Below are 21,582 nucleotides of genomic sequence, written 5' to 3' on the forward strand. Positions count from 1 at the left end.
GAAGTAAGAGTGAAAGTGAATAAAACAGTTCTGGCCATAGCCTCTATGGCTATGATGATTTCATCGGGTATGGCGCAAGCCGAAGCATATAAAGCCAGCACCGAAGAGCACCCCATTAAAATGGTCAACATTGACGCTCTTGAAGATCAAGTAAAAGCCAGAATGGAAAAGGGAGCATTTGGTTATATTCGTGGAGGCGCGGAAGATGAAAATAATCTGCGCAGCAATACCGAGAGCTTTGATAAGAAATTTATCGTTCCTCGAGTATTGCAAGGTATTGAATTAAAAAATATCAATCTTTCAACCAGCTTGCTGGGCATTCCGCTAAAAACCCCCATAATCCAGGCGCCAATGGCAGCCCAGGGTCTGGCGCACGAAGCCGGTGAACTTGCCACAGCCCGAGGAATGGCCCAGGTAGGTTCAATTTTCTCTTTAAGCACCTACGGAAATAAAACCATTGAAGACGTTTCCAGGGCATCAGAGGGAAATCCGTTTTTCTTCCAGCTCTATATGAGTAAAAACAATAAGTTTAACGAATTTATACTGAGTGAAGCAGTTAAGCATGGTGCAAAAGCGATCATTCTGACAGTCGATTCACCTGTTGGTGGATATCGTGAAGACGATATAAAAAATAATTTCCAGTTCCCTCTCGGCTTTGCAAATCTTGAGATGTTTGCGAAGCAGAGTGATGACGGTTCAAAAACAGGCAAAGGTTCTGGTATCAGCGAAATTTACGCACAAGCCAAACAAGCCTTCACACCGGAAGATATTAAATACGTTCACCAAATCTCCGGTTTGCCGGTCATTGTGAAAGGAATTCAATCGCCGGAAGATGCAGAAATTGCTATTAAGGCCGGAGCTGCAGCTATCTGGGTTTCTAACCACGGGGGAAGGCAACTCGATAGTGGGCCATCCTCATTTGATGTATTGCCCTCTATCGCAAAAGTGGTAAATAAACGCGTACCCATTATTTTTGATAGTGGTGTACGTCGTGGCTCACATGTATTTAAAGCTATCGCTAGTGGCGCTGATATCGTGGCTATTGGGCGTCCTGTCCTGTACGGTCTAAACCTTGGCGGGGCTCAGGGTGTTGCTTCTGTTGTCGAGCAACTCAACAAAGAATTAGTCATCAATATGATGCTCGGTGGAACCAAAGATATCGAGCAGGTGAAAAAAACCAAATTGTTGACCTTACGTGATCTGGAAGAATAAGAGCATACTTTGGGTTAACGGTGTGGAATATTAACCCCTCTACTCCACTCACCAGAGACATTATTAAAAAATAGATAATAATGCTGAATACCGGCCACTATGGCCGGTATTTTATTTATTCACCATGGAGGAAAAATACCTTAATAGCCAAAGTGCAAGCCGACCCCGTAAAGCGCATATCCCATAGTGAAATCACTCAGTCGCCCTGAGGGAGTACAATTGAGTTCAATAGACTAATAGAATGCTATAACTGCTGATTTATCAAGAGAAAATTGAGTTTGGTAGACTTCAGTAGACTTGAGTTTGGAGCGGGCGAAGGGAATCGAACAAAGAACTTAACTCATTGTAATGAAATTATTTTTATTACATTACATCAATAGCTATACACATTCGTATACAGTAATTCTTCCGCTTGGATTTTCACAGAACTGCACATAGTTTGGTTGCCAAACAGGGAACCCAACTACCACAACATAATCAAGCTAGCATCCCCGGATAGTGCCTGGCAATGATATCGTTCAGTCGCTCAATCAACTCGGGACGTTTGAACACTATGTGCGCACTCCCCTTCTGAAAATAATGAATTCTGAATAGCTCATCGTCATACACCGTCGAAGTACGCTGCTGACCGATATGGTCACTCAGCCGACAGGCAATATCAGATCGGTTATCCGGCAGCGGCTTGCCGTTAAGCAGAGTCAGCATACGCTCCAGATCGACAAGTTGGTCACGTCGATATCCATGAGTTAAGTTAAACCCCCAACGGTTGTAAGAAACCAGCCCATCCACGATGATTTTCTTACCAAACTTACAGGGTGAGTTCGTTTTATAATCCCACGATAACGCTTTAAAAACGTTGATAACACCACGCTCAAATACCTCACCTTTGCTCTTATGCAGTTGCTCAAAGGTACTCAGGATATTGGCCTCGCAGATCGCTGGGATATCGCCTTTCTCCAGGCTTTTGTGCCACTCGTCACGGGCCTCAGCATCCATCAGTGCTAGCATGCCTGATTTATTCATCAGCTCTCGCCAGATGCGGCGATCAATATTGCGGGTCATCGCTTTCATTGCTTTATCGGTTTTTTCCGTGAACCAACAATCGTAGCGATGGCCCTCCCGCATTCCCCACTCTTGTGCTGTACCACCGCCGATATCGTGGGTCAGAATGGAGATATCATCAAGTTCACTGATAAGGCTTTGAATCCGTGTCAGCGCAGCATTACGGCCTGTGACAATACGTTCAATGCTGGTGGAACAAATCACCCCGGTGTGCCCGGTTAACACTTCGGGTTCAGTAACATTTTGCACGACCATTATTTTTCTCCTTCATAGTCAGAAAAACACCAGCCAGTCAGGGCTGGTGCTTATGTACTTGTGGGACGCGGTTCGTTTTATCCACATCATCGCTTGCCTGAAGTGCGTGCCTGCGGATGTTGTCCTCTGGTAATAGCCGTCACCTCTTTATACGTACCACGGTTCATCAGCCCCGTAGCCTTTCTGGCCCGGAGGATATCAATCGCCGTAATAAACGGAGACTGCTCCATGATGCTGAAGCCTGGCCGGTCAGTGCGGACCAGTTCATACTTCTCAACGATAAAATTCAGGGCATCGACCAGCGAGATACCCGCATCGATATGCTGCTGAATCACCTGTTCATCACTGAACGGCGTATCGCTAAGCGTGAGGCCATAGTGGTGCTCCAGCAGGCAGGTCAGGAGAGTCTGCCAGACATCAACGGGAGACGGACGTGACGATGCCGCCCGCATGAAGGGTAATTTCGTTTGCATAAACGTTATCTCTTTAGTGGAAGATGTAGTTTGCTGAAGGGCGAAGTAGTACGGTGTTATTCTGTGGTGACGGGAGTGGGATAAATCGCGATATAAACGTAGCCATGCGAACCGAGGGTATCGGCCTCGCAGGTCAGGCCTTTTGCACACAGTGTGACGCCGTGCTGATGACGGGGATTCAGTTCACCGCTGGTGAGCATTAACTCCAGCTGTTTCATCAATACCGGGAAAGACTGGTCAAGATGGCGCAAATCTGCATCACAGAACTGTCCGCTAACATTCGCCCGGTCAGCCAGGTAATACAGGCGGTTCCCCTCCTGGACCAGACGGGCACCAAAACACGGGGAAACACTGCGTCTGAGTCCCCACCAGGGTTCGCTGATATCATGTGTTGTTATCGTGGTGTTCTTCGACAAAATGTCGCTCTCCTTAATCGTGAATTAATTCAGGCTTACGCTGCGTAATACGACATACGGGCCGTTGCGGTCCTGGCGGCGCTCTGCGAATACGGCCAGTACACCACTGATATCTTCCACCTCACGACCGGCATAGTGGCAGATGCTACCGGACCATTTATATTTACCGGTACAGAAGCGAAACAACCGGGACTGTGGATGCTGGCGGTATATCGCCATTGCCTGACGCTTACTGATAATTTTCATTAATGACTCCTCCCTTATAACCAGCCCCGTTCGGCAAACGAGACAATATCCATTCCGCCGATAACGAGGTGGTCCAGGAGACGCACACCCACAAGGTCCAGAGCATTCTTCAGTCGCTCAGTCACCCGTCTGTCAGACTGGCTGGGTTCGGCATGGCCTGAGGGATGACAGTGAGCAACAATCACCGCTGCCGCATTGTATTTCAGGGAGGCCTTCACCACTTCCCGTGGATGGACTTCGGTATGGCTGATGGTGCCTTTGAACAGCGTTTCGTGCGTAATCAGGCGGTGCTGGTTATCCAGCAGCAGCAGAACAAATGCCTCTCTTTCCTCCATAGTCAGATGAAGCCGTAACCAGTCACGTACTGAGCTGCCGGAGGTAAACGACGCGCCGGGCTCACGTAACTGGCGCTCCAGCAGAGTCAGCGCCTCGCGGATGGTCTGTTGTGCTGATGCCGTCAGTTCATATGCAAACAACGGTAACTGTTTTTCCATGGTGCAGTACCTCAGTCGATGATGTGCATAATGGCGTTGCACTCAGGGTGGTTCAGCGCATAGTCGCGCAGACGGTAATAATGCTCTGTCATGGCATCGCACTCCGTGCGGCAGGCATGGTGGCTGTAAGCAATCAGGCAGGCGGCAATACCCGCAGCTTCAGCACTCATTTCAGCCCCGTTACCATTCAGGATATTAAACAGAGACCATAGACCTTCACTCTCTTCCGGAGCCATAAAGGCACCACCGTTGCTGAGAGTGTAAAAGGCCCAGACGCCACCGCAGTAATCCGCACACAACCGGTCCATCCACGCAAAGATACTGGACTCAAGGGTTATCCATTGCGGGATGGAGCCAAAGCGCTGAGGCCAGAAACGAAGGCGCTGTTCATCCGGTACGTTAGTGGCTGCGAGGATGAATGGCTCTGTCACCTCAGGGGGCTGCGAAATGTGTTTATCCATTAATATATCTCCTGTAATCAAAATGACTGGCATCAACGGCCAGACAGGGCTAGCATGTTTTCGGTCATCACCCACAGGGCCCGGTTGAGCTTTACGTCCCCGTCAATGCCGTTCACGGCGCGGGTTCGGCTGCGTTTACCCTGTGCGTTCCGTCCTGACAGTCCTCCCTTCATCAGGTTCTCCTGCACACGCTGGTAAACGGTCCAGAGGTCATCATTGCGGTCTTCATAGCGACGCGGTGTGAGTACCTGGGCGGCAGTCACCGGCTGGTGGTCTTCACCAAAGCGATACGCCAGCGCCGCTTTAGCCAGTACCTGCTGTGCGGGTAGCGGTAATATCAGGGACTGCATCGCATCGCGCTTCTCCTCCACCCGGTCAAATATCCCCAGCACCTCGTAAGCCCCTTCAATGACTTTTTCCACCACATCCCCTTTATGCGGAACCCTCACCTCCCCAAACGACTGCCCACAGACCAGCCCGTTGGAGCAGACACTACGAAACAACCCCGGCAGCATCTGATAACTGGATGAGCCATCGTGTGAATTAAGGAGGATAATCTCGGGTACCTGGTGCCCGGTGCGCTGTCCGGCACGACGCAGACGCAACATGTGTTTGGTGTGCTCTCGTCGGCTCTGGTCCCGAACTCGGGTCTGACAGGCAAAGAAGGGTTCAAATCCTTCGCGCTGCAGACTGTCGAGGAGGGTGATGGTCGGGATATACGTGTAACGGTTACTACGGGATTCATGCTTTTCTTCGCTGAACACGCTGGGGACGTGGCTCATCAGCTCTTCGCGGGTTAAAGGGTGGTCGCGGCGTATCTGGTTCACCCGACCAAAACGGCTGGCTAATCTCATGGATATTTCCTTATTAAAAGACATAAAAGAAAAAGACCATGCCCCGATGAAGGAGCATGGTCTGTCTGCAATTGGTGTAGGATGTGAAGTCTAGTGTTGAATTCGATAAATAAAGTTCGTTCCTGATTATTCACCTTAACAATATTTAGCTGTGTTTTTATGTGTGTTAAAAAAAGGCAATCGACATAACAGTTCATTAATTAACTTCAGAGTTGATATTATGTATGATTGCGCAGTAAATTAGTTTTTTCAGACAGTTCTTTCTTCTATTGCATTTTTTAGTTTTGCTACTGCTTCCATGTCGGGTTGGTAATATATTAATATAGTATAAGTAATAGATAGTATTTGATAAGTACTGATAAATAACACCTGTGCAATACCTTAGAGATCATAACCAGTTACTTGCAATGAAATATTACTCACCTCCTGATAATATTGACATGTAATAACATAAGAGAAAGAGCATGCTTAATTTAAGCAATAATGGCCCATTAAATATAAAGCACATAAAAAGAATCCAAGATACTTTAAACAAGTCACTAAGAGAATATCACCGGACAATGGTACTTAGAGTCGATTTGAGAATGCCAGAAAATAACCTGTATGAAAAGGACTCAACGTTAATAACCCGGTTTATGGAATCCCTGAAATCTCAGAAGAATGCAGACAGGCTAAATAAACTATCTTTCAGGAAAAGAACTCATCATTGTCGGATAAGACATGTATGGGTAAGAGAGTTTAACAAGAATGGCAAGAAGCATTATCATCTGGCTTTATTTTTCAATCAAGAGGCTTATGCCTATCCCGGAACATATAAACCTGACCATGAAGGTAAATATCGACACAACCTGGCATATATGATTATGGAGGCCTGGGTAAGGGCATTGCATCTTGATAAAGAGGAGAACTATCAACAGCATTATCGACTTATTCATTTTCCTGATAACTGCCATGCTCGTCTGAACATGTATGACTTATCTTACCAGGATAATTATGCAGCCATCATGAACAGACTAAGTTATCTGGCTAAAGAGTACAGTAAAGACTATTCAGACGGTAAACGTAACTTTGGTTGTTCTATAGGGTAACAGGAATAAATTATTTATTACTGGCATGTGGATGTTGAGAAGGAGAATGTGTCAACGGTTAATCATTACCAGCATAGGCGCTTCTCCATATATCTCAACATACATATGGGAACAGCCATCATGACTATTCAGAACAACAATTCCAGCCTACTTAACGACAAAATGGTCGATATGAAATTCATTACAGAGTTTACAGGTCTAACTGATAAATGGTTTTATAAACTGATTCAGGATGGCGAGTTCCCTAAGCCTATTAAATTAGGTCGAAGCTCTCGTTGGATGCAAAGCGAAATTGAACTATGGGTACAGAATAGAGTTATGGAGTCTCGTTCTTAAATATCTTTTTATAATGACAAACGTACTATTTCATATAGAGAAAAGTGAACATAATGGAATTCATGAATGTGTACACTTTGTAAAAAAGTAAGCGATTAGTGACACTTAAACAGGCTATTTTTCACTCAAAACAGTTCTTTGAATATGACTTTTGCAAGCTATTGCTGCTACAGTAGCAGCAATAGCTGCACAAAAGAGAAAATGCAATGATTTTATGTGCATTTATTGAGCAAGGAAGATTGATGCCAAATGTTCCGTTTTATTATTAAAATGATGAAAGAATCGTTCCGACACTTTTGTTACAAATATTTCTTTTATCAGATTCTTGATAAATCAACAGGAGGTGTTTTAGCATTTGTGTTTAGGTATGATTGTACGATGTTGACTTGTGTTATAATGTGATAGTTTGTTGGTAAAGAGTAATTACCGTCTGGAAACAAAGCTGAGATATAAAGCGATCTGTTTGGTAAAGTTTGAATAACGCCAATGAACCTTTGATTTATTAATTGATTAAGCACAGGTGTTAGCTTATCCAATCTCCTAAGACGACTCGGACCATACTTTTCAATTTCATTTTTTGGGAATGCGCACCAGTTATTTTTTTCAAACCTATCTTTAATCCATAAGTGAAGTTCACGGACATCTATTTCAAACTGATAGCGCTCAGAAAAAGGATAAAAGATATTACTTGCCTGCATCATATACCAATTCATTATGTCGCAAGAAAACTCCATCGTATCCTTTCTAATTACATTGGATTCACTTGAGAAAAAATACTGCAAAATTGCTGCAATGCGTAGAGTATTAGCCCCTGATTTAGCACCAATATCTCGAATGTGTTCCCATTCACCATCTGACTTCATTTTGTTTTCTATTTCAATACACTTTTCTTTCCATACGGATATGGCTTCATCATTTAGGATGAGTGTTTTCTTCTCTTTATCATTGCTTTCAATATGAAACTTAACCTCACTCAGTAATTCATTTATTCTTGTGTGAAGTAATTTGAGGTCATCTTCCCACTTATTTTTAGCAAGCTCACTATTTCTTTCCCCGAGAGAACTATTTACCCATGAAAATAAAAAACGTGATAGGAATCCACTCTCTCTGGCTGTAGCGCTATGCTTCAATATATAGTCTGTGAAAATGCCAGGTTGGGACATCAATGAAATTGTCAAACAGGGTTTTGCAGTGTATTTCTCTCCACGAGCACGAACCAAATCATAGCTTTCACCATCCCAACTTTTATTGAGCAAGCCTGGATTGCTTTTCAATAGCCCTTTGAAGAAAATTATAGCCTCATCCGATATAATACAGGCTTCAGGTTGTTCACTTAGACCTTCCATTAATGATTTTGGCGTGACATCCTCATAAATAAAATTTGGTCGACGTGGTTTTTTAGGTTTACTGAGAACAAGTTTTTTTATTGCCTCTTCCTCTATCCCTCCGGAATAACCCTTCCTTATCGCCTGTCTTAAATTAGTATCCAAGCCTTGTTTTTTAACTTTCCAGATATCATAACTTTGGTTGTATAGAGTTAATTTTTCTTCATGGTCCTTAGTCATTATTGAAGAGAAATCATAGAACGGTTTCATTATTTGTTTGTTAATAGTTGTTTTACCCTCGCCTGATTCCGCAATCGTCATCAGATAAAGGCAGCATTGTTCAGGCATTTTTGTATAAGGTGATTCGACGTTAATCAGAGACTGACAGGCAATAGATGCAGCAGCTAACACTACATTACCAATAAGCTCTTTAGGTATCTGCGTTTCTTCATGAAGAGTTTCGATAATGTTGCACAAGACAGGAGGGAAACTATTGGACGGAAAAGGAGGCAATTGCGCTTCACTTGTCTGAGCGGTATATGCCTGAAGAGATAACTTCATAATTCGCCTTCGCTTTGAGGTTAGAAATATAATCTTTTATATCACAAATCGCCAGCCAGTCTTTACATCACGATACTTCTCCTCGATGTCCACGCAAGAACTATACACATTAGATCAATACCACGTTATTTCCCCTGCAGCTCTATAAAAGGAAGAAACACTGCGAAGCTTGTGATACGGAGATATCTAGCCCCAGCAACAGAAACCAATACTGGAATCAGACGCCCTGTCTCCCACCCTGGCTGCGTCAAACGTCCCACCACTTACAAACTTCTACACTGAACGTTAAAATCGCTTACAGCGTATTCCATTGACGACAGGAATGAGATTAACTCATTGTTTTGTTAAATTATTTAAGAGGGGGGGGGGTAGGAGTATCCGCTATCAAACCGTGTGGAACTGAATGTCCAGCAAGCTTCACCCTGTACCATTGGGTCGGAGCGCTGCATAAGGCCGAAACCCTGACAAAAAGGGCACCATGTAACGTGGTTGAATGGCTTGCCAGGATAATGCTGCCGAAAGGCTTCACGAAAAGACTCATTCAGCAGCCCCGTATTGACGATGCTGGCCCGGCAGAATAATTGTTCCAAACAGCCTCGGCAGTCTGGCCCTGCTGCCAGGCAAGCTCCCGGAGCACATTGTTGGCCATGACGGTGTGTTCTTTCTTGTGGCTCATACCGTTATCCCTTCCTTTTGCCAGTCATAACCTCAGAGTTGAACACCGCGTTCAGGCCGCCTTGCTGAAAAGACTTAATAACACTGTATTTATCGTCCGTATCCAGAGCGTCAAAAATCAGGGTCCACCACTTTTTGATTTCTTCTTCTGAAAAGCATTTCTGCCTGGCGTTGTCCGTAAAGGGGTCACCTTCACCAGTAATGAGCCAGGTCAGAGAACGCCCCGTGCAGGCAGCAATAATAGCCACACTGTCGATACCCGGCACGGTATCGGTTTTAAGGTATTTCCTCATGGAGGCTTCGGAAACCCCGCAATCCCTGGCAAAAGAGGCGACAGACTGTTTCCCGATAACAGTTTTCAGGCGCTCACCAAAGTGCTCAGGTCCTTTTGGCAGAGAAGGCTCTCCCCAGGTCATCTTATTCTGATAGCTCTCCATACGAATTTACAACCTCATTGCATTCTAACCATTTTAGATAAATAAATATCATTAAAACGTAACAAAGTAATTAAAAACCACATTAATCAATCAAAACTAGCAAATAGCCGGAATTTAGTACGTTAAATTTTCAATAAATTTACTAAATTAGCAGCATACAACTCTCCAGTATGACTCCTCCGATCTGGCCTGAAAACGAAACTCATACGTAATAAATTTAAATTCAGTTGACATCGCCGTGTGGTTCGATACACTCATCATACACATTGTAATTTAAGTTTATTCAATGAAAACTGAGCCAGTACCCTATTCCACTGTTGCTTCATTTACGCCCGGTGCCCATGTCAGTCGCATCAGACAGAATGATGAGGCTAAAGCATGTCGTTTTTACGCGACCGAGCAGTTTATGAGTGACTGCTGGCAACCGGGTAATACCATGAGCGGTGATAAAGAACAGGTTGTACGCCCCACTCAGGCTGTTCTGTCAGTCCGGACGGGAGATGTGGTCATTAGCCTGATCCATGGTAAGGCCGCTATCGTCAGCCCTGAGCATGCCGGGCGTCTGCTCAGTAATAACTATGTCAGGGTCGAAGTTGACAGCCGGAAGGTTGTTCCCGCGTGGTTTGTCTGGCACTTCAATGAAAGCAGGGAAAGCCGCCGCCAGCAGGCACTGGCAACGCAGGGGTCAACGTTTGTATTGCGTTTGTCTCTTACTGAAGTACGTCAGTTTACTGCAACGCTGCCTCCTCTTAATAAGCAGAAGGCAATCGGTGGGCTCTATCTGGCAACCATTGAAAAACGCCATTACCAACAACGCCTCGCTGCCCTTAACGAACAACAGATCCTGAGCCTGCTCAGTGATATCATTTAACGATTCTCTCCCTTCACCGGGACCGTATGAAATAACAGGAAGAAATATGTCACCCCAGATTGAAGCGCAAAATTTAAGCGAACTGCAAAGCCGCCTGTGGAATATCGCAGATACCCTGCGTGGTAAGATGAACGCCGATGAATTTCGCGACTACTGCCTTGGTTTCATTTTTTACAAGTATCTTTCCGAGAAGTTTGTCACTTATGCCAACAAAATCCTGAAGGAAGACGGCATTCAATACAACGAGTTGACCGCTGAACACCCGGCTTATCAGGACATCATTGATGCGGTAAAAGACGACAGCGTTCAGACGCTGGGTTACTTTCTGCCCCCAACTGACCTGTTTCACACCATGGCTCAGCGTGTAGCGAAAGACCAGAAAGGTGCCGGAGAAGGTTTTATTCTCGAAGATCTTGCTACTACCCTGCGTAATATTGAGCAAAGCACCCTGGGCACTGACTCTGCTGATGACTTCAGTAACCTGTTTGAAGACCTGGATTTAGGCTCCAGCAAACTGGGTAATACGGCCAAAGCCAAAAATGAGCTGATTGGTAAGGTTATCACCGAACTCGACAAACTTAGTTTCAACCTGAGTGAAGCCAGTTCTGACATTCTGGGTGATGCTTACGAGTATCTGATCGGTCAGTTTGCATCGGGTGCAGGCAAAAAAGCGGGTGAGTTTTATACACCGCAGCCGGTTTCCACAATGCTGGCAAAAATTGTTACCACACATAAGCTCAAACTGAAAAACGTCTATGACCCTACCTGTGGCTCTGGCTCCTTACTGCTGCGTGTAAAACGTGAAGCCTCTTCTGTAGGTAAGATCTACGGTCAGGAGATGAACCGAACCACCTACAACCTTGCACGTATGAACATGATTTTGCATGGCGTTCACTACGCTGACTTTGAAATCATGCAGGAAGATACACTTGAACATCCGCAGCATACGCATCTGAAATTTGATGCGATTGTCGCAAATCCACCGTTCTCGGCCAAATGGAGCGCCAGCCCGCTGTTTATGAACGATGACCGTTTTGCGCAATACGGTAAGCTCGCGCCGTCCAGTAAAGCGGATATGGCGTTTGTGCAGCATATGTTCTATCACCTTGAAGATGACGGCACGATGGCTGTAGTGCTGCCCCATGGCGTTCTGTTCCGTGGAGCTGCGGAAGGCCATATTCGCAAGTTCATGATTGAGCAGTTGAACTGTATTGACGCAGTAATCGGGCTGCCTGCCAATATCTTCTATGGCACCAGTATCCCAACCTGTGTGCTAGTGCTGCGTAAGTGCCGCAAGCACAACGACGGTATTTTGTTTATTGACGCAAGCAACGACTTTGAGAAGGTGAAAACTCAGAATCGCCTGCTGCCGGAACATATCGACAAAATTGCAGATACTTACAACGACTGGAAAGCGCTGGAGAAGTACAGCCATATTGCGACGCTGGAAGAGATCCGCAACAACGATTACAACCTCAATATCCCGCGCTATGTCGATACCTTTGAAGCGGAAGAAGAGATTGACCTCAATGCCGTTGCACAAGAGATTCGGGAGCTGGAAGGAAAAGTGGCTCAGATCGATAAGACCATTGCGGGATTCTGTAAAGAATTGGGGATTGATGCACCGTTTGCTCTGGCGGAAGGGGATAAGTGATGGTGCCGAAGTTAAGATTCAATGAGTTTAAAAAAGATTGGCAACAAAAAAAAATAGGCGATGTTTTCACTATTTTTTCTGGTTTTACATTCAAAAGCACAGACGCAACAACCTCCGGTTGCCGATGGTTAAAAATTGCAGATGTTGGATGTCAGGTTATGACACCTAATACGCCTTCATTCTTACCTAGCCATTTCAGCACCGAATACCATAGATTCCTTATCAGAGAAGACGATTGTGTTGTTGCATTAACCAGACCAATATTAAATGGCAAGCTAAAAGTTGCTATTGCTGGCAAGGAGTATGATGGTTCATTATTAAATCAACGAGTAGGAAAGATAATAACTAAAAATAATATTGGATTTGTTTTTTCTTTATTACAGATGGAGTCAACTGTCTCAAAAATAAATGATTGCATTGCTGGGACTGACCCACCAAATTTGTCCACTCAAGATATTAAAGATATGATGGTTCTCATCCCAACAATTGAGGAGCAGACCAAAATCGCTGATTTCCTTTACTCTGTTGAGGAAAGAATCACGTTACTGAACAAACAGCACGACCTGCTATGCCAGTATAAAAAAGGCATGATGCAGAAGATTTTTAATCAAGAAGTGCGGTTTAAGGATGATAATGGAAAACCATTTCCTAAATGGAATACTCTCCAGCTAAAGGAAGTTGCTATACGTGTAACCAGAAAAAATAAAGAAAATAACAATACAATATTGACCATTTCAGGAAGAGATGGTTTGGTCGATCAAATGACTTATTTTAATAAGCAAATCGCATCTAAAAATGTAACAGGTTATTATTTAATCAGAAAAGGGGAGTTTGCGTACAACAAAAGTTACTCTCAAGGTTATCCGATGGGGGCAATAAAAATGCTTTCTAACTATGAAAAAGGTGTTGTTTCTACTTTATATATCTGTTTCAAATTAAATGATGAGCAATCTTGTGACTTTTATCAACATTACTTTGAGAGCGGTTTACAGAATCGGGCTATTGAAAAGGTAGCTCAAGAAGGGGCTCGCAATCACGGTTTATTGAATATTGGCGTTAACGACTTTTTTGATATCGAGCTGCAAGTACCTGGCCTTGCAGAACAAAATAAAATAGCCCGTTTTCTCTCTGCAATTGAGAACAGGATCGCAATCAAAAGAGCAGAGTTAGATATGTTAAAAAACTGGAAGCAAGGCCTACTCCAGCAGATGTTTGTATAGAAATCCTCAGATACGGCCAACTTTAGACCCGCATAACAACAAAAGGCACAACATACCGATGGCAACGCAAAGCGAATACGAGTTAGAAACGCAACTGGTTAACCAACTGGTGGGGATGCACTATGAACTGGTGAATGTTACTGACGAAACCAGTATGAAAGCCAACCTCCGCAAGCAGATTGAAATTCACAATCGGCTGGAGGCTGCCCCACTCACTGACAGCGAATTTAACCGTGTTTTCCTGCATCTGACTAAAGGTAATGAAGTGATCGATCGCGCCAGAATCCTGCGCGATCGCTACCAGTTGCTGCGTGATAATGGTACAGAGAAGTGGCTCAGCTTTATTAATAAAGATGAATGGTGCCAGAACGAGTTTCAGGTCACCCGTCAGGTTAAGCAGTTCAACGCTGAGCAAAACACACGCAAAACGCGCTTTGACGTTACGCTGTTGATTAATGGCCTGCCACTGGTACAGATTGAGCTTAAGCGCCGTGGACTGGGCCTGAAAGAAGCCTTTAATCAGATTGACCGTTACCATCGGGATGCCTTCTGGGTAGGCAGTGGCCTGTTCCAGTATATTCAGCTGTTTATTATCAGTAACGGCGTTGATACCAAATATTACGCCAATAACCGGGCTAACCATTTCGAGCAGACCTTCTTCTGGACAGACGAGAAAAATGAACCCATTAAGTCGCTGGAGAAGTTTACAGAAGCCTTCCTGAAAGTTTGTCACATTGCAAAAATGATTACTCACTACACGGTGCTGAATGAAACCCGTAAGTGCCTGATGGTCATGCGCCCCTATCAGTACTATGCCTGTGAGGCGATGATTCGCCATGTTAAAGACAGTCTCCATCTACAGGGCAAACCCCGTAATGGCTATATCTGGCATACTACAGGTAGCGGGAAGACTTTAACCAGCTTTAAGGCAAGCCAGGTGATCATGTCGATGCCCGAAGTTGATCGGGTTATTTTCGTCGTCGATCGTCGCGATCTGGATTATCAGACAGCCAAAGAGTTCAACAGCTTCGCTAAAGACAGCGTAGATACCACTAACAATACCAGTACGCTGATTAAGCAACTCAAGGCTAACAACAGTAAACTGATACTGACCACCATTCAGAAACTGAACAATGCCATTACTCATGAAGGCTATAAGGCACAGCTGGAGCACCTACGTAAGGAACGGATTGTCTTTATCTTCGACGAATGCCACCGCAGTCAGTTCGGTGATACTCACAAGGCTATCGTGAATTTCTTTGAAAATGCACAACTGTTTGGTTTCACAGGTACACCGATCTTTGCCGATAACGTGAACATCACCAATGGCATCAAGCAGACTACTGAAATGTTGTTTGATAAATGCCTCCACAAGTATGTCATTGTCGATGCCATCCGTGATGAGAACGTATTGCGCTTTGCTGTAGAGTATGTAGGGACTTATCGCCGTAAGGAAACCAGCAACGAGATTGATATCGATGTGGAAGATATCGACACCAGAGAGGTCATGGAAAGCGATATCCGGCTGGGCAAGATAACCGACTACATCCTGGCTCACCACAATGCAAAGACCCGAAACCGGGAGTTTACCGCGATGTTCTGCGTGGGCTCGGTGGACATGCTGATTAAATACTACAAACTCTTTAAAGATAAACAAGCAGAGCTTCAGCAGGCCGATCCGGGTTACAAACCGCTGCGTATCGCAACAATCTTTACTTATGCGGCCAACGAAGCAGACAAAAGCGATAAGGAAACGGTTAACGGCTTACTGGATGAAGAAGACATCAGCCTGCCTCAGGGCGGGAGAATCGATATCTCCAGCCGGGATCATCTGGACAGCTTCATCAAGGATTATAATACGCTGTATGGCACCAGCTATTCAGCTAATGACTCGCAAAGCTTTTACAATTATTACAAGAACATTGCACAACGAACCAAGGAAAAAGGGATTGATATCCTGCTGGTGGTCAATATGTTCCTCACGGGATTTGACAGCCCGGCTCTCAATACGCTTTACGTTGATAAAAACCTGCGTTACCACGGACTGATACAGGCATTCTCCCGTACCAATCGTATTCTTAATGAGAAGAAAAGCCACGGTAACATCGTCTGCTTCCGCAACCTCAAGAAAGCCACTGATGATGCCATAGCGCTGTTCTCGAATAAAGACGCATCCTCAGTCGTGCTGGTTAAGCCTTTCGAGGAGTACCTGGGCGACTATCAGGCTGCTGTAGATACCCTGTTGACCCTGACACCTACAGTGGAAAGCGTGGACAGCCTCCCTGATGAAAAAGCTCAGCTTGCTTTTGTGACGGCTTTCCGTGACATGATGCGACTGAAGAATATCCTGGAGAGCTTTGCTGATTTTGATGAAGTCAGTAAGCCTTTATCGGATCAGACTCTTGCCGATTACACCAGTAAATATCTTGATATTTATGACAAGGTGAAAAAACGCACTGGCAAAGATAAAGTCTCGATTCTGGACGAGGTCGATTTTGAAGTGTCACTGATTCATCGGGATGAAATTAATGTCGGCTATATCCTGAGGCTACTGGCTGGCATCCAGTCTATGCCACCTGAAGCGCAGCAGGAGCAGAAGAAGAAGGTCATGGATATCGTTGACAGTGACGTCACGCTGCGCAGCAAACGCGAACTGATTGATAACTTCATAGAAGAAAACCTGCTGCATGTTTCGCATGATGAAGATATCACTCAGACCTTTGAAACCTACGTTGAACGTGAAAAACGTAAAGCGGTTGCAACGCTTTGTGCAGAGGAAAGGCTTGATGAAAGCAAAGTTACAGCCTTGCTTGATAACTACCTGTTTACCGATGTGACCCCACGCGAGGACGAGGTAGCCAGGGCTCTAATGTGGACACCAAGGATCCTTGAAAGGAAGACTGTTCTTAAACGTGCTTATGACAAAGTTTGTGGTGTGATTGATACTTTTATCAATGGAATGCGTGGGTTCTGAGGGTAGCGAAGCCCCAATTGGGGCTTCGCTATTGATATATTTACCCGCTTGAGCGAAATATTGTAGGTGGAAAGTAAATTATTAATTGATATACTATAAAATAATTGCAAGCAGTATTTGATACAGGAAAACATTATGATAATAAATTTCCTTTTTAGAGTTCTTTTAACATTTAACGCAACATCGTTGTTGGCTATAATTTTCTTTGTACAAAAGAAGTACACCCTTTATTACTTTTTCCAAAGTTTTGAACACAGTCATTGGTTGAGTTTATTACCACAAATGACATCATACGTATTTTACATGCTAATCCCCATATTACTAACTTGGATTAGTTTGCTTTTAAGCTCCAGACTGGGCAAGGATGAGTTTAAAGAAGGTGAAGTAGTTTCTGTGGAGCATGCGAACAACTCATTTCTTCCAAGCTATCTTGGTTATTTCTTTGTGGCTTTAAGTATAACTAGTTGGTCTGCCTTGTTTTTTGTTTATGCCGTTTTATTTATTTTTACCTTTATGTCTCAAGCATTATACTTTAACCCTTTATTTCTACTGTTTAGATATGAGTTTTATAACATAAAAAACAAGAGCGGCGCATCCATTTTTTTAATTAGTCGTCATAAATACAAAACCCCCAAAGAAATCAAGATCCCCGTTGCATTTAGAATAAACAACTATACCTTTATCGAAAGGAAAAAATGATGAATAACATTTTTGCGAAAGTAAAAGGACCTCGTAAGAAACCTTTTTTTAAATTGGTATCAGACTACACTTTGTTTGACGCTTTAGACTTATCTACTCTTAGCCTCATTCCATATAACCCTGACCATAATCTTGATGAAGATTCGTGGTTTAAAATTGAAAATTTTAGTCAGCAATCATTCTGCTTATCATGCATTAAGGATGAATTTGATTCTAAGGACTTCGACGATCTAACAAAACAATACTTCGCGAAGATTTCATATATATTCTCTCATCAGAATGAAGACTTTTATTTTCAGAAAATAACCCCATCCCTATTTATCAAGAGAAAAACAATTGCTTTTGGTGAATCAGCAGAAATAGAAGAAAATGAAGGACGATTGATTGTTAACCATATACCTGATGCTGTATACTTAAAGGAAAGAAATATATTGTTATTCAGAAATCTCGCCACAATTTCAAGTATATTTAAAGGTATCGATATTCTGTACAAAGAAGCCACGGAAGAAGAAGTTAAGTCGTTTTTAAGTGAATCCTTCATTGTACTTTCAACTGACTATGATGTAGAAAAGGTATCAAAGCCAAACCGAAAGAGAATTGCATTAGCTATGGATACTCTTGCAGCGATGCCAGTGGAAGACAGAGGTGAGATGCTGAATTACATTAATGATTATTGTGCTGAAAAACTTAAATATGACACTACTGAGAGTAAATTCGAAGTATCATCAGAAGAAGAGTTAAAATATTTGCTGTACGGTATCGGACAAAGATTTTACACTACCAGATTTGGTAATGAAAAGAGATTAGCCAACTCAATACAAAGATTATAAAAGTGGTGTAATGGATATCATAATCAACAGAATTAGTAGATTCTGAAGCTGAAGAAAATTTGTATAATCTTCGCTGTTATCATTACATCTTAGGTTCTCGCGAATCCAGGGAAACAGGTAACAGGACCCGGTTGTCACTAAAACAAACTAGTAAATACAAGTGATACAATGAAAAGCAGACTAAAAAATTTATACAAGCATTTGATTGAAAACCATAAGCATGAACTTAAAGGCTGGCATGATGCTTATCGTGAGTTTTATGAGCAGGTCGGACAAATTCGCGAACGTATAAAATCAGGAAAGGAATTATCTCCAAGTGATGAGATTTTCCTAAAGCAACTCATCTTTGAAAGAAGTAATGGAATTGCTTCTCGTGGTCAGTCGGTTCTAAGCAACGAAAACTTTGACAGTTTTATTAAAAACAAGGACTTCATTGCTATATTACAACAATTCATCCTGAATCCCAACAGAGAGGAACTGAAAAAGTTTGAGTGCACATGGTCAGAACATGGGAAGTCTAATAATCCTGTTCTTATCAATCGCGTAGCGGCAGCCTGCACGCTTGAAGTTTCCACAACTGTTGATTCCGCTAAGTTCAATCAGGTATTTAGCTGGCTTACATACGAAGGGATAATTCCTGCATACCCAGCAGAAAATAATCAGGACTGGTTTTCAAAAAATGTATTCCTGATGAAAATTATAAAAAATGAGTTCAACGATGAACTTCGCAATAATGAAACTGATGAGTTTTATCTCAGCCAATTTGTCTGGGTTCTGTACGAGAATCTCTCTAATCCATTCAGTCTGAAAAAGCAGATCGTTAAGTACGGGCCTCCTGGAACGGGAAAGACATACCAGGCTCGTCAACAAACATCGCTTCTTTTTGATATCTGGAAAGAAGAGTTTGCGCCAAATAGCAGCCTCACACATTCAAGTCAGATTGAGTTGATTCAATTTCACCCTTCTTTTAGTTATGAAGACTTCATGGAAGGTTTGCGCCCAGTTCTGGATAACAATGGTAAAGCACAGCTGACGTTGATTAATGGTGTTTTTAAGGAATTTTGCCGGAATGCAGGAAAGTGGGAAATGGATATTGAACGCCTCGACCTTAACAGGGATTGGGAATCAATCACGATCGGTGAACTCCGTACATATCAAAATAAATTATCAGGTGGTCATTGGGAATACATCTTCGAAATATCTGACTTTTCGAAGCTGATAGCAGATGCAGTGCCTCCGTTCTTTTTTATAATAGATGAAGTGAACCGAGCCGAGTTATCACGTGTTTTTGGTGAGCTTATGTATTGCCTGGAGTATCGAGGAATTAAAGGAAGCGTCAAAACCCAATATGCTAATCTAAATAACCAACAAACAGGCATGCTTCATACCGCACAAGGTTACCAATTTTTTATTCCAACAAATATCTACCTGATAGGTACGATGAATACGATTGATCGTAGTATTGAGAGTTTTGACTTTGCACTCAGACGTAGATTTCGTTGGGAAGAAGTTACGCCAGATACGAGACTTTTAAGATACCATCTTAGCCAGTTCTGTAAAGCTTGGACTCCTCTGGCAGATAACCTCGAACGACTGAATACCCAGATTACGAAAGAGCCTTTACTGGGGGCTGATTACCAAATTGGACATGCCTATTTAATGAATCTGAAATATGCCAGGAGCCTTACAGTTACAGAAGTGAGATCTCGTATCTGGGATGACTGTATCCGACCTTTACTTCAAGAATACCTTCGTGGCAGCAACGAATCAGAACTCATCGATTCTTTTGCAAAAGCATTTGGAATTTAAACCATGTGGCTATTCGATATTATAAAGGATGGTACACTGGTCGATAACAGGTCTTATTTTGCAAATAACGGAATATTTACTAATAAATCTCTGGGGGAATCAATTAGTCTTAATTTTAAAACAAAAGGTCAGCGGACTAATATTAAAAATGATGAGTCTACCATTTGGCATTTTTTAAATTCAGTTTCGCATGATGTAGAAAATAAACTTAATAATAATCTTGCAAATGCACTCATCCTCTTCAACGATCGAGAGTATGAACATAATACCGATGATGGTTTTATTACTGTAAATGGTACTGATTCCAGAAATTTTACGTTAAACACAGGTAATCTTATTGGATTTGTAAAACGTGGCGAATATTCCCTGAAAGTTGGTTCTCGTTTTGGCAATGCCTTCCTTCGGTACATCATAGCGGACGCTGACGGTTTTCTGGAGATGGAAAATATTGGTGGCGAAAATCACACTGAAGGATATGAGTGGCTCCTGGCATATCTTTGGAACATCAAGTTGAAGAAGGCTTACCGACTGGGTATCCCTAAAACCTATATTACGAAAAAAGAACGAAATTCACGGATACGTGGGACAATCGATACAATTGACTACTTCAGAAATAATACCTCAGGAAAATATTTATGTACCTACCGCGAACACAGTTACGACAGTCCTGCAACTTCGTTGTTCATCAAAGCCTATGAGACGATTGAACATCAATCATTCTGTAAGCATACGAGGAATATCTACAATGCTTTCATCACTGCTAATCTGGGGGTGAGAAGATCTCGTCAGGAGATCTTGAGAACTCCATATTTTACTAACCCATTTTATAACGACTATAACATACTGATAGATTTATCTAAGAAAATCATCAATCAGGAAGGTTCTGATTTTGGATACCAACAAGAATCAAGTGCTTTCTTTTTTGATATATCGATGCTTTTCGAATATTTCATCCGAAAACTCCTAAAACGAAGTGGGATAAGGATGCTAAGTAAATTCGAGCGAAATTATGAAATTCCGACCGGAGCTTTCGGAAGCTATGTACGCAAAATTGAACCCGACCTAGTTTTTGAGAATGATGGTGGCATGTACGTTTTTGATGTGAAGTATAAAACCTTTGATCCGCAGTTTGGGGTTAAACGTGAAGATATTTTTCAACTACATACTTACATAGGGCAGTATGGGAATGGAGGCCTTATAAAAGGATGCGGCTTTATTTATCCAATATCTGAAAACAGGTGGAATGCACTTAATATGGATAAAACGCATGGGGTGATTTCTGATGAGATTCATCAGCAGGGAAAAGATATTCCTTTTTATTTGCTTTTCTTGAAAATCCCTAATAACTCTGCCCCTGAATTTAACAAGAGAATGAGCGAAGAATGTCATATGTTCATTGAGAGCATAAACACGAAGGTACTAAAAAATGAGAATAGATAAAAATTCAGAATTAGCTGTAAACAAAACTAAAGGAAAAGCTATAGACCTTAGAGTAAGTAATTACTTGTAATTACCTAAGATGATATTATTTCTTTAGCTACACTTGAGAATATTCCCAATCAATTCAAAAAAAATAACTAGAGGTTGGATACTCGCCATTACTGACGAGTACTTTTATTTACAATCATTC

20 protein-coding genes are annotated in these 21,582 nt (G+C 42.8%); 11 read left to right on the forward strand and 9 right to left on the reverse strand.

Translation table 11 applies throughout. The annotated features are described in order from the left end of the window. The first annotated feature begins 45 nt into the window (after nucleotides 1-45). Nucleotides 46-1,212 carry a lactate oxidase gene (locus SK32_RS15480; protein WP_086523811.1) on the forward strand — a complete coding sequence of 389 codons (1,167 nt, stop codon included), beginning with the start codon at nucleotides 46-48 and terminating at the stop codon, nucleotides 1,210-1,212. A 477-nt stretch (nucleotides 1,213-1,689) separates the two neighbouring features. Here the strand turns inward: SK32_RS15480 and SK32_RS15485 are convergent, their stop codons facing one another. The 7 genes from SK32_RS15485 to SK32_RS15515 all read right to left on the reverse strand — a co-directional run bounded on the left by SK32_RS15485 (nucleotide 1,690) and on the right by SK32_RS15515 (nucleotide 5,473). Continuing rightward, a complete protein-coding gene (locus SK32_RS15485; RefSeq protein ID WP_048213142.1) occupies nucleotides 1,690-2,529 on the reverse strand; it encodes a DUF4942 domain-containing protein in 840 nt (279 codons plus the stop codon). 86 nt (nucleotides 2,530-2,615) lie between these two features. After that, nucleotides 2,616-3,002: a TA system toxin CbtA family protein gene (locus SK32_RS15490; RefSeq protein ID WP_048213143.1), complete on the reverse strand. Its 387-nt coding sequence runs from the start codon at nucleotides 3,000-3,002 to the stop codon at nucleotides 2,616-2,618. 56 nt (nucleotides 3,003-3,058) lie between these two features. Next, entirely contained in the window at nucleotides 3,059-3,418 is a 360-nt protein-coding gene (locus tag SK32_RS15495) for a type IV toxin-antitoxin system YeeU family antitoxin (protein WP_048213144.1), read from the reverse strand. Between the two features lie 24 nt (nucleotides 3,419-3,442). Continuing rightward, on the reverse strand, nucleotides 3,443-3,664 hold the full coding sequence (locus SK32_RS15500) for a DUF987 domain-containing protein (protein WP_004192297.1): 222 nt from the start codon (nucleotides 3,662-3,664) through the stop codon (nucleotides 3,443-3,445). 14 nt (nucleotides 3,665-3,678) lie between these two features. Then, on the reverse strand, nucleotides 3,679-4,158 hold the full coding sequence (gene radC / locus SK32_RS15505; protein ID WP_048213145.1) for a RadC family protein: 480 nt from the start codon (nucleotides 4,156-4,158) through the stop codon (nucleotides 3,679-3,681). A gap of 11 nt (nucleotides 4,159-4,169) precedes the next feature. After that, entirely contained in the window at nucleotides 4,170-4,619 is a 450-nt protein-coding gene (locus tag SK32_RS15510) for an antirestriction protein (protein WP_048213146.1), read from the reverse strand. A gap of 32 nt (nucleotides 4,620-4,651) precedes the next feature. Beyond that, complete coding sequence (locus tag SK32_RS15515; RefSeq protein WP_048213147.1) at nucleotides 4,652-5,473, reverse strand: DUF932 domain-containing protein; 822 nt, start codon at nucleotides 5,471-5,473, stop codon at nucleotides 4,652-4,654. Between the two features lie 464 nt (nucleotides 5,474-5,937). On the opposite strand from SK32_RS15515, the gene SK32_RS15520 reads away from it, so the two are divergent. Together SK32_RS15520 and SK32_RS15525 are read left to right on the forward strand one after the other, a co-directional pair. Continuing rightward, entirely contained in the window at nucleotides 5,938-6,561 is a 624-nt protein-coding gene (locus SK32_RS15520) for an inovirus Gp2 family protein (RefSeq protein WP_048213148.1), read from the forward strand. Nucleotides 6,562-6,681: 120 nt separating this feature from the next. Further along, nucleotides 6,682-6,897: a helix-turn-helix transcriptional regulator gene (locus tag SK32_RS15525; RefSeq protein WP_048213495.1), complete on the forward strand. Its 216-nt coding sequence runs from the start codon at nucleotides 6,682-6,684 to the stop codon at nucleotides 6,895-6,897. Nucleotides 6,898-7,214: 317 nt separating this feature from the next. On the opposite strand, the gene SK32_RS15530 is transcribed toward SK32_RS15525, so the two are convergent. Then, complete coding sequence (locus tag SK32_RS15530; protein WP_048213149.1) at nucleotides 7,215-8,783, reverse strand: YfjI family protein; 1,569 nt, start codon at nucleotides 8,781-8,783, stop codon at nucleotides 7,215-7,217. A 680-nt stretch (nucleotides 8,784-9,463) separates the two neighbouring features. Beyond that, complete coding sequence (locus tag SK32_RS15535; protein WP_053065233.1) at nucleotides 9,464-9,895, reverse strand: helix-turn-helix domain-containing protein; 432 nt, start codon at nucleotides 9,893-9,895, stop codon at nucleotides 9,464-9,466. A 406-nt stretch (nucleotides 9,896-10,301) separates the two neighbouring features. Here SK32_RS15535 and SK32_RS15540 point away from each other — a divergent pair, with 406 nt between their 5' ends. The 8 genes from SK32_RS15540 (at nucleotide 10,302) to SK32_RS15575 (ending at nucleotide 21,392) form a co-directional block, all read left to right on the forward strand. Next, the gene (locus tag SK32_RS15540) at nucleotides 10,302-10,766 is read left to right on the forward strand and encodes a restriction endonuclease subunit S domain-containing protein (RefSeq protein ID WP_231591583.1); all 465 of its coding nucleotides are present in this window, start codon (nucleotides 10,302-10,304) and stop codon (nucleotides 10,764-10,766) included. Between the two features lie 46 nt (nucleotides 10,767-10,812). Then, the gene (locus tag SK32_RS15545; protein WP_048213151.1) at nucleotides 10,813-12,420 is read left to right on the forward strand and encodes a type I restriction-modification system subunit M; all 1,608 of its coding nucleotides are present in this window, start codon (nucleotides 10,813-10,815) and stop codon (nucleotides 12,418-12,420) included. After that, nucleotides 12,420-13,640, forward strand: a complete 1,221-nt coding sequence (locus SK32_RS15550) for a restriction endonuclease subunit S (protein WP_048213152.1) — start codon at nucleotides 12,420-12,422, stop codon at nucleotides 13,638-13,640. The genes SK32_RS15545 and SK32_RS15550 overlap by 1 nt, the downstream gene beginning before the upstream one ends. Nucleotides 13,641-13,698: 58 nt before the next feature. After that, nucleotides 13,699-16,614: a type I restriction endonuclease subunit R gene (locus tag SK32_RS15555; protein WP_048213153.1), complete on the forward strand. Its 2,916-nt coding sequence runs from the start codon at nucleotides 13,699-13,701 to the stop codon at nucleotides 16,612-16,614. Between the two features lie 135 nt (nucleotides 16,615-16,749). Continuing rightward, entirely contained in the window at nucleotides 16,750-17,313 is a 564-nt protein-coding gene (locus SK32_RS15560) for a hypothetical protein (RefSeq protein ID WP_048213154.1), read from the forward strand. Next, a complete protein-coding gene (locus SK32_RS15565; RefSeq protein WP_048213155.1) occupies nucleotides 17,313-18,143 on the forward strand; it encodes a hypothetical protein in 831 nt (276 codons plus the stop codon). Before SK32_RS15560 ends, SK32_RS15565 begins: the two co-directional genes overlap by 1 nt. A gap of 168 nt (nucleotides 18,144-18,311) precedes the next feature. Further along, nucleotides 18,312-19,952 (forward strand): McrB family protein, encoded by a 1,641-nt coding sequence (locus tag SK32_RS15570; RefSeq protein ID WP_048213156.1) that lies wholly within the window; start codon nucleotides 18,312-18,314, stop codon nucleotides 19,950-19,952. Nucleotides 19,953-19,955: 3 nt separating this feature from the next. Next, nucleotides 19,956-21,392 (forward strand): 5-methylcytosine restriction system specificity protein McrC, encoded by a 1,437-nt coding sequence (locus SK32_RS15575; RefSeq protein ID WP_048213157.1) that lies wholly within the window; start codon nucleotides 19,956-19,958, stop codon nucleotides 21,390-21,392. The last annotated feature ends 190 nt before the right edge of the window (nucleotides 21,393-21,582 follow it).

The sequence above is a fragment of the Citrobacter sp. MGH100 genome, from assembly GCF_001034465.1.
GTDB classification, from domain to species: domain Bacteria; phylum Pseudomonadota; class Gammaproteobacteria; order Enterobacterales; family Enterobacteriaceae; genus Citrobacter; species Citrobacter youngae.

Coding starts and splice junctions, on each gene's coding strand:
- SK32_RS15525 (WP_048213495.1), top strand. CDS start 6,682: ATGACTATTCAGAACAACAATTCCAGCCTACTTAACGACAAAATGGTC.
- SK32_RS15480 (WP_086523811.1), top strand. CDS start 46: ATGGCTATGATGATTTCATCGGGTATGGCGCAAGCCGAAGCATATAAA.
- SK32_RS15485 (WP_048213142.1), bottom strand. CDS start 2,529: ATGGTCGTGCAAAATGTTACTGAACCCGAAGTGTTAACCGGGCACACC.
- SK32_RS15545 (WP_048213151.1), top strand. CDS start 10,813: ATGTCACCCCAGATTGAAGCGCAAAATTTAAGCGAACTGCAAAGCCGC.
- SK32_RS15530 (WP_048213149.1), bottom strand. CDS start 8,783: ATGAAGTTATCTCTTCAGGCATATACCGCTCAGACAAGTGAAGCGCAA.
- SK32_RS15500 (WP_004192297.1), bottom strand. CDS start 3,664: ATGAAAATTATCAGTAAGCGTCAGGCAATGGCGATATACCGCCAGCAT.
- SK32_RS15510 (WP_048213146.1), bottom strand. CDS start 4,619: ATGGATAAACACATTTCGCAGCCCCCTGAGGTGACAGAGCCATTCATC.
- SK32_RS15515 (WP_048213147.1), bottom strand. CDS start 5,473: ATGAGATTAGCCAGCCGTTTTGGTCGGGTGAACCAGATACGCCGCGAC.
- SK32_RS15520 (WP_048213148.1), top strand. CDS start 5,938: ATGCTTAATTTAAGCAATAATGGCCCATTAAATATAAAGCACATAAAA.
- radC (WP_048213145.1), bottom strand. CDS start 4,158: ATGGAAAAACAGTTACCGTTGTTTGCATATGAACTGACGGCATCAGCA.
- SK32_RS15565 (WP_048213155.1), top strand. CDS start 17,313: ATGAATAACATTTTTGCGAAAGTAAAAGGACCTCGTAAGAAACCTTTT.
- SK32_RS15535 (WP_053065233.1), bottom strand. CDS start 9,895: ATGGAGAGCTATCAGAATAAGATGACCTGGGGAGAGCCTTCTCTGCCA.
- SK32_RS15560 (WP_048213154.1), top strand. CDS start 16,750: ATGATAATAAATTTCCTTTTTAGAGTTCTTTTAACATTTAACGCAACA.
- SK32_RS15540 (WP_231591583.1), top strand. CDS start 10,302: ATGAGTGACTGCTGGCAACCGGGTAATACCATGAGCGGTGATAAAGAA.
- SK32_RS15550 (WP_048213152.1), top strand. CDS start 12,420: ATGGTGCCGAAGTTAAGATTCAATGAGTTTAAAAAAGATTGGCAACAA.
- SK32_RS15490 (WP_048213143.1), bottom strand. CDS start 3,002: ATGCAAACGAAATTACCCTTCATGCGGGCGGCATCGTCACGTCCGTCT.
- SK32_RS15555 (WP_048213153.1), top strand. CDS start 13,699: ATGGCAACGCAAAGCGAATACGAGTTAGAAACGCAACTGGTTAACCAA.
- SK32_RS15570 (WP_048213156.1), top strand. CDS start 18,312: ATGAAAAGCAGACTAAAAAATTTATACAAGCATTTGATTGAAAACCAT.
- SK32_RS15575 (WP_048213157.1), top strand. CDS start 19,956: ATGTGGCTATTCGATATTATAAAGGATGGTACACTGGTCGATAACAGG.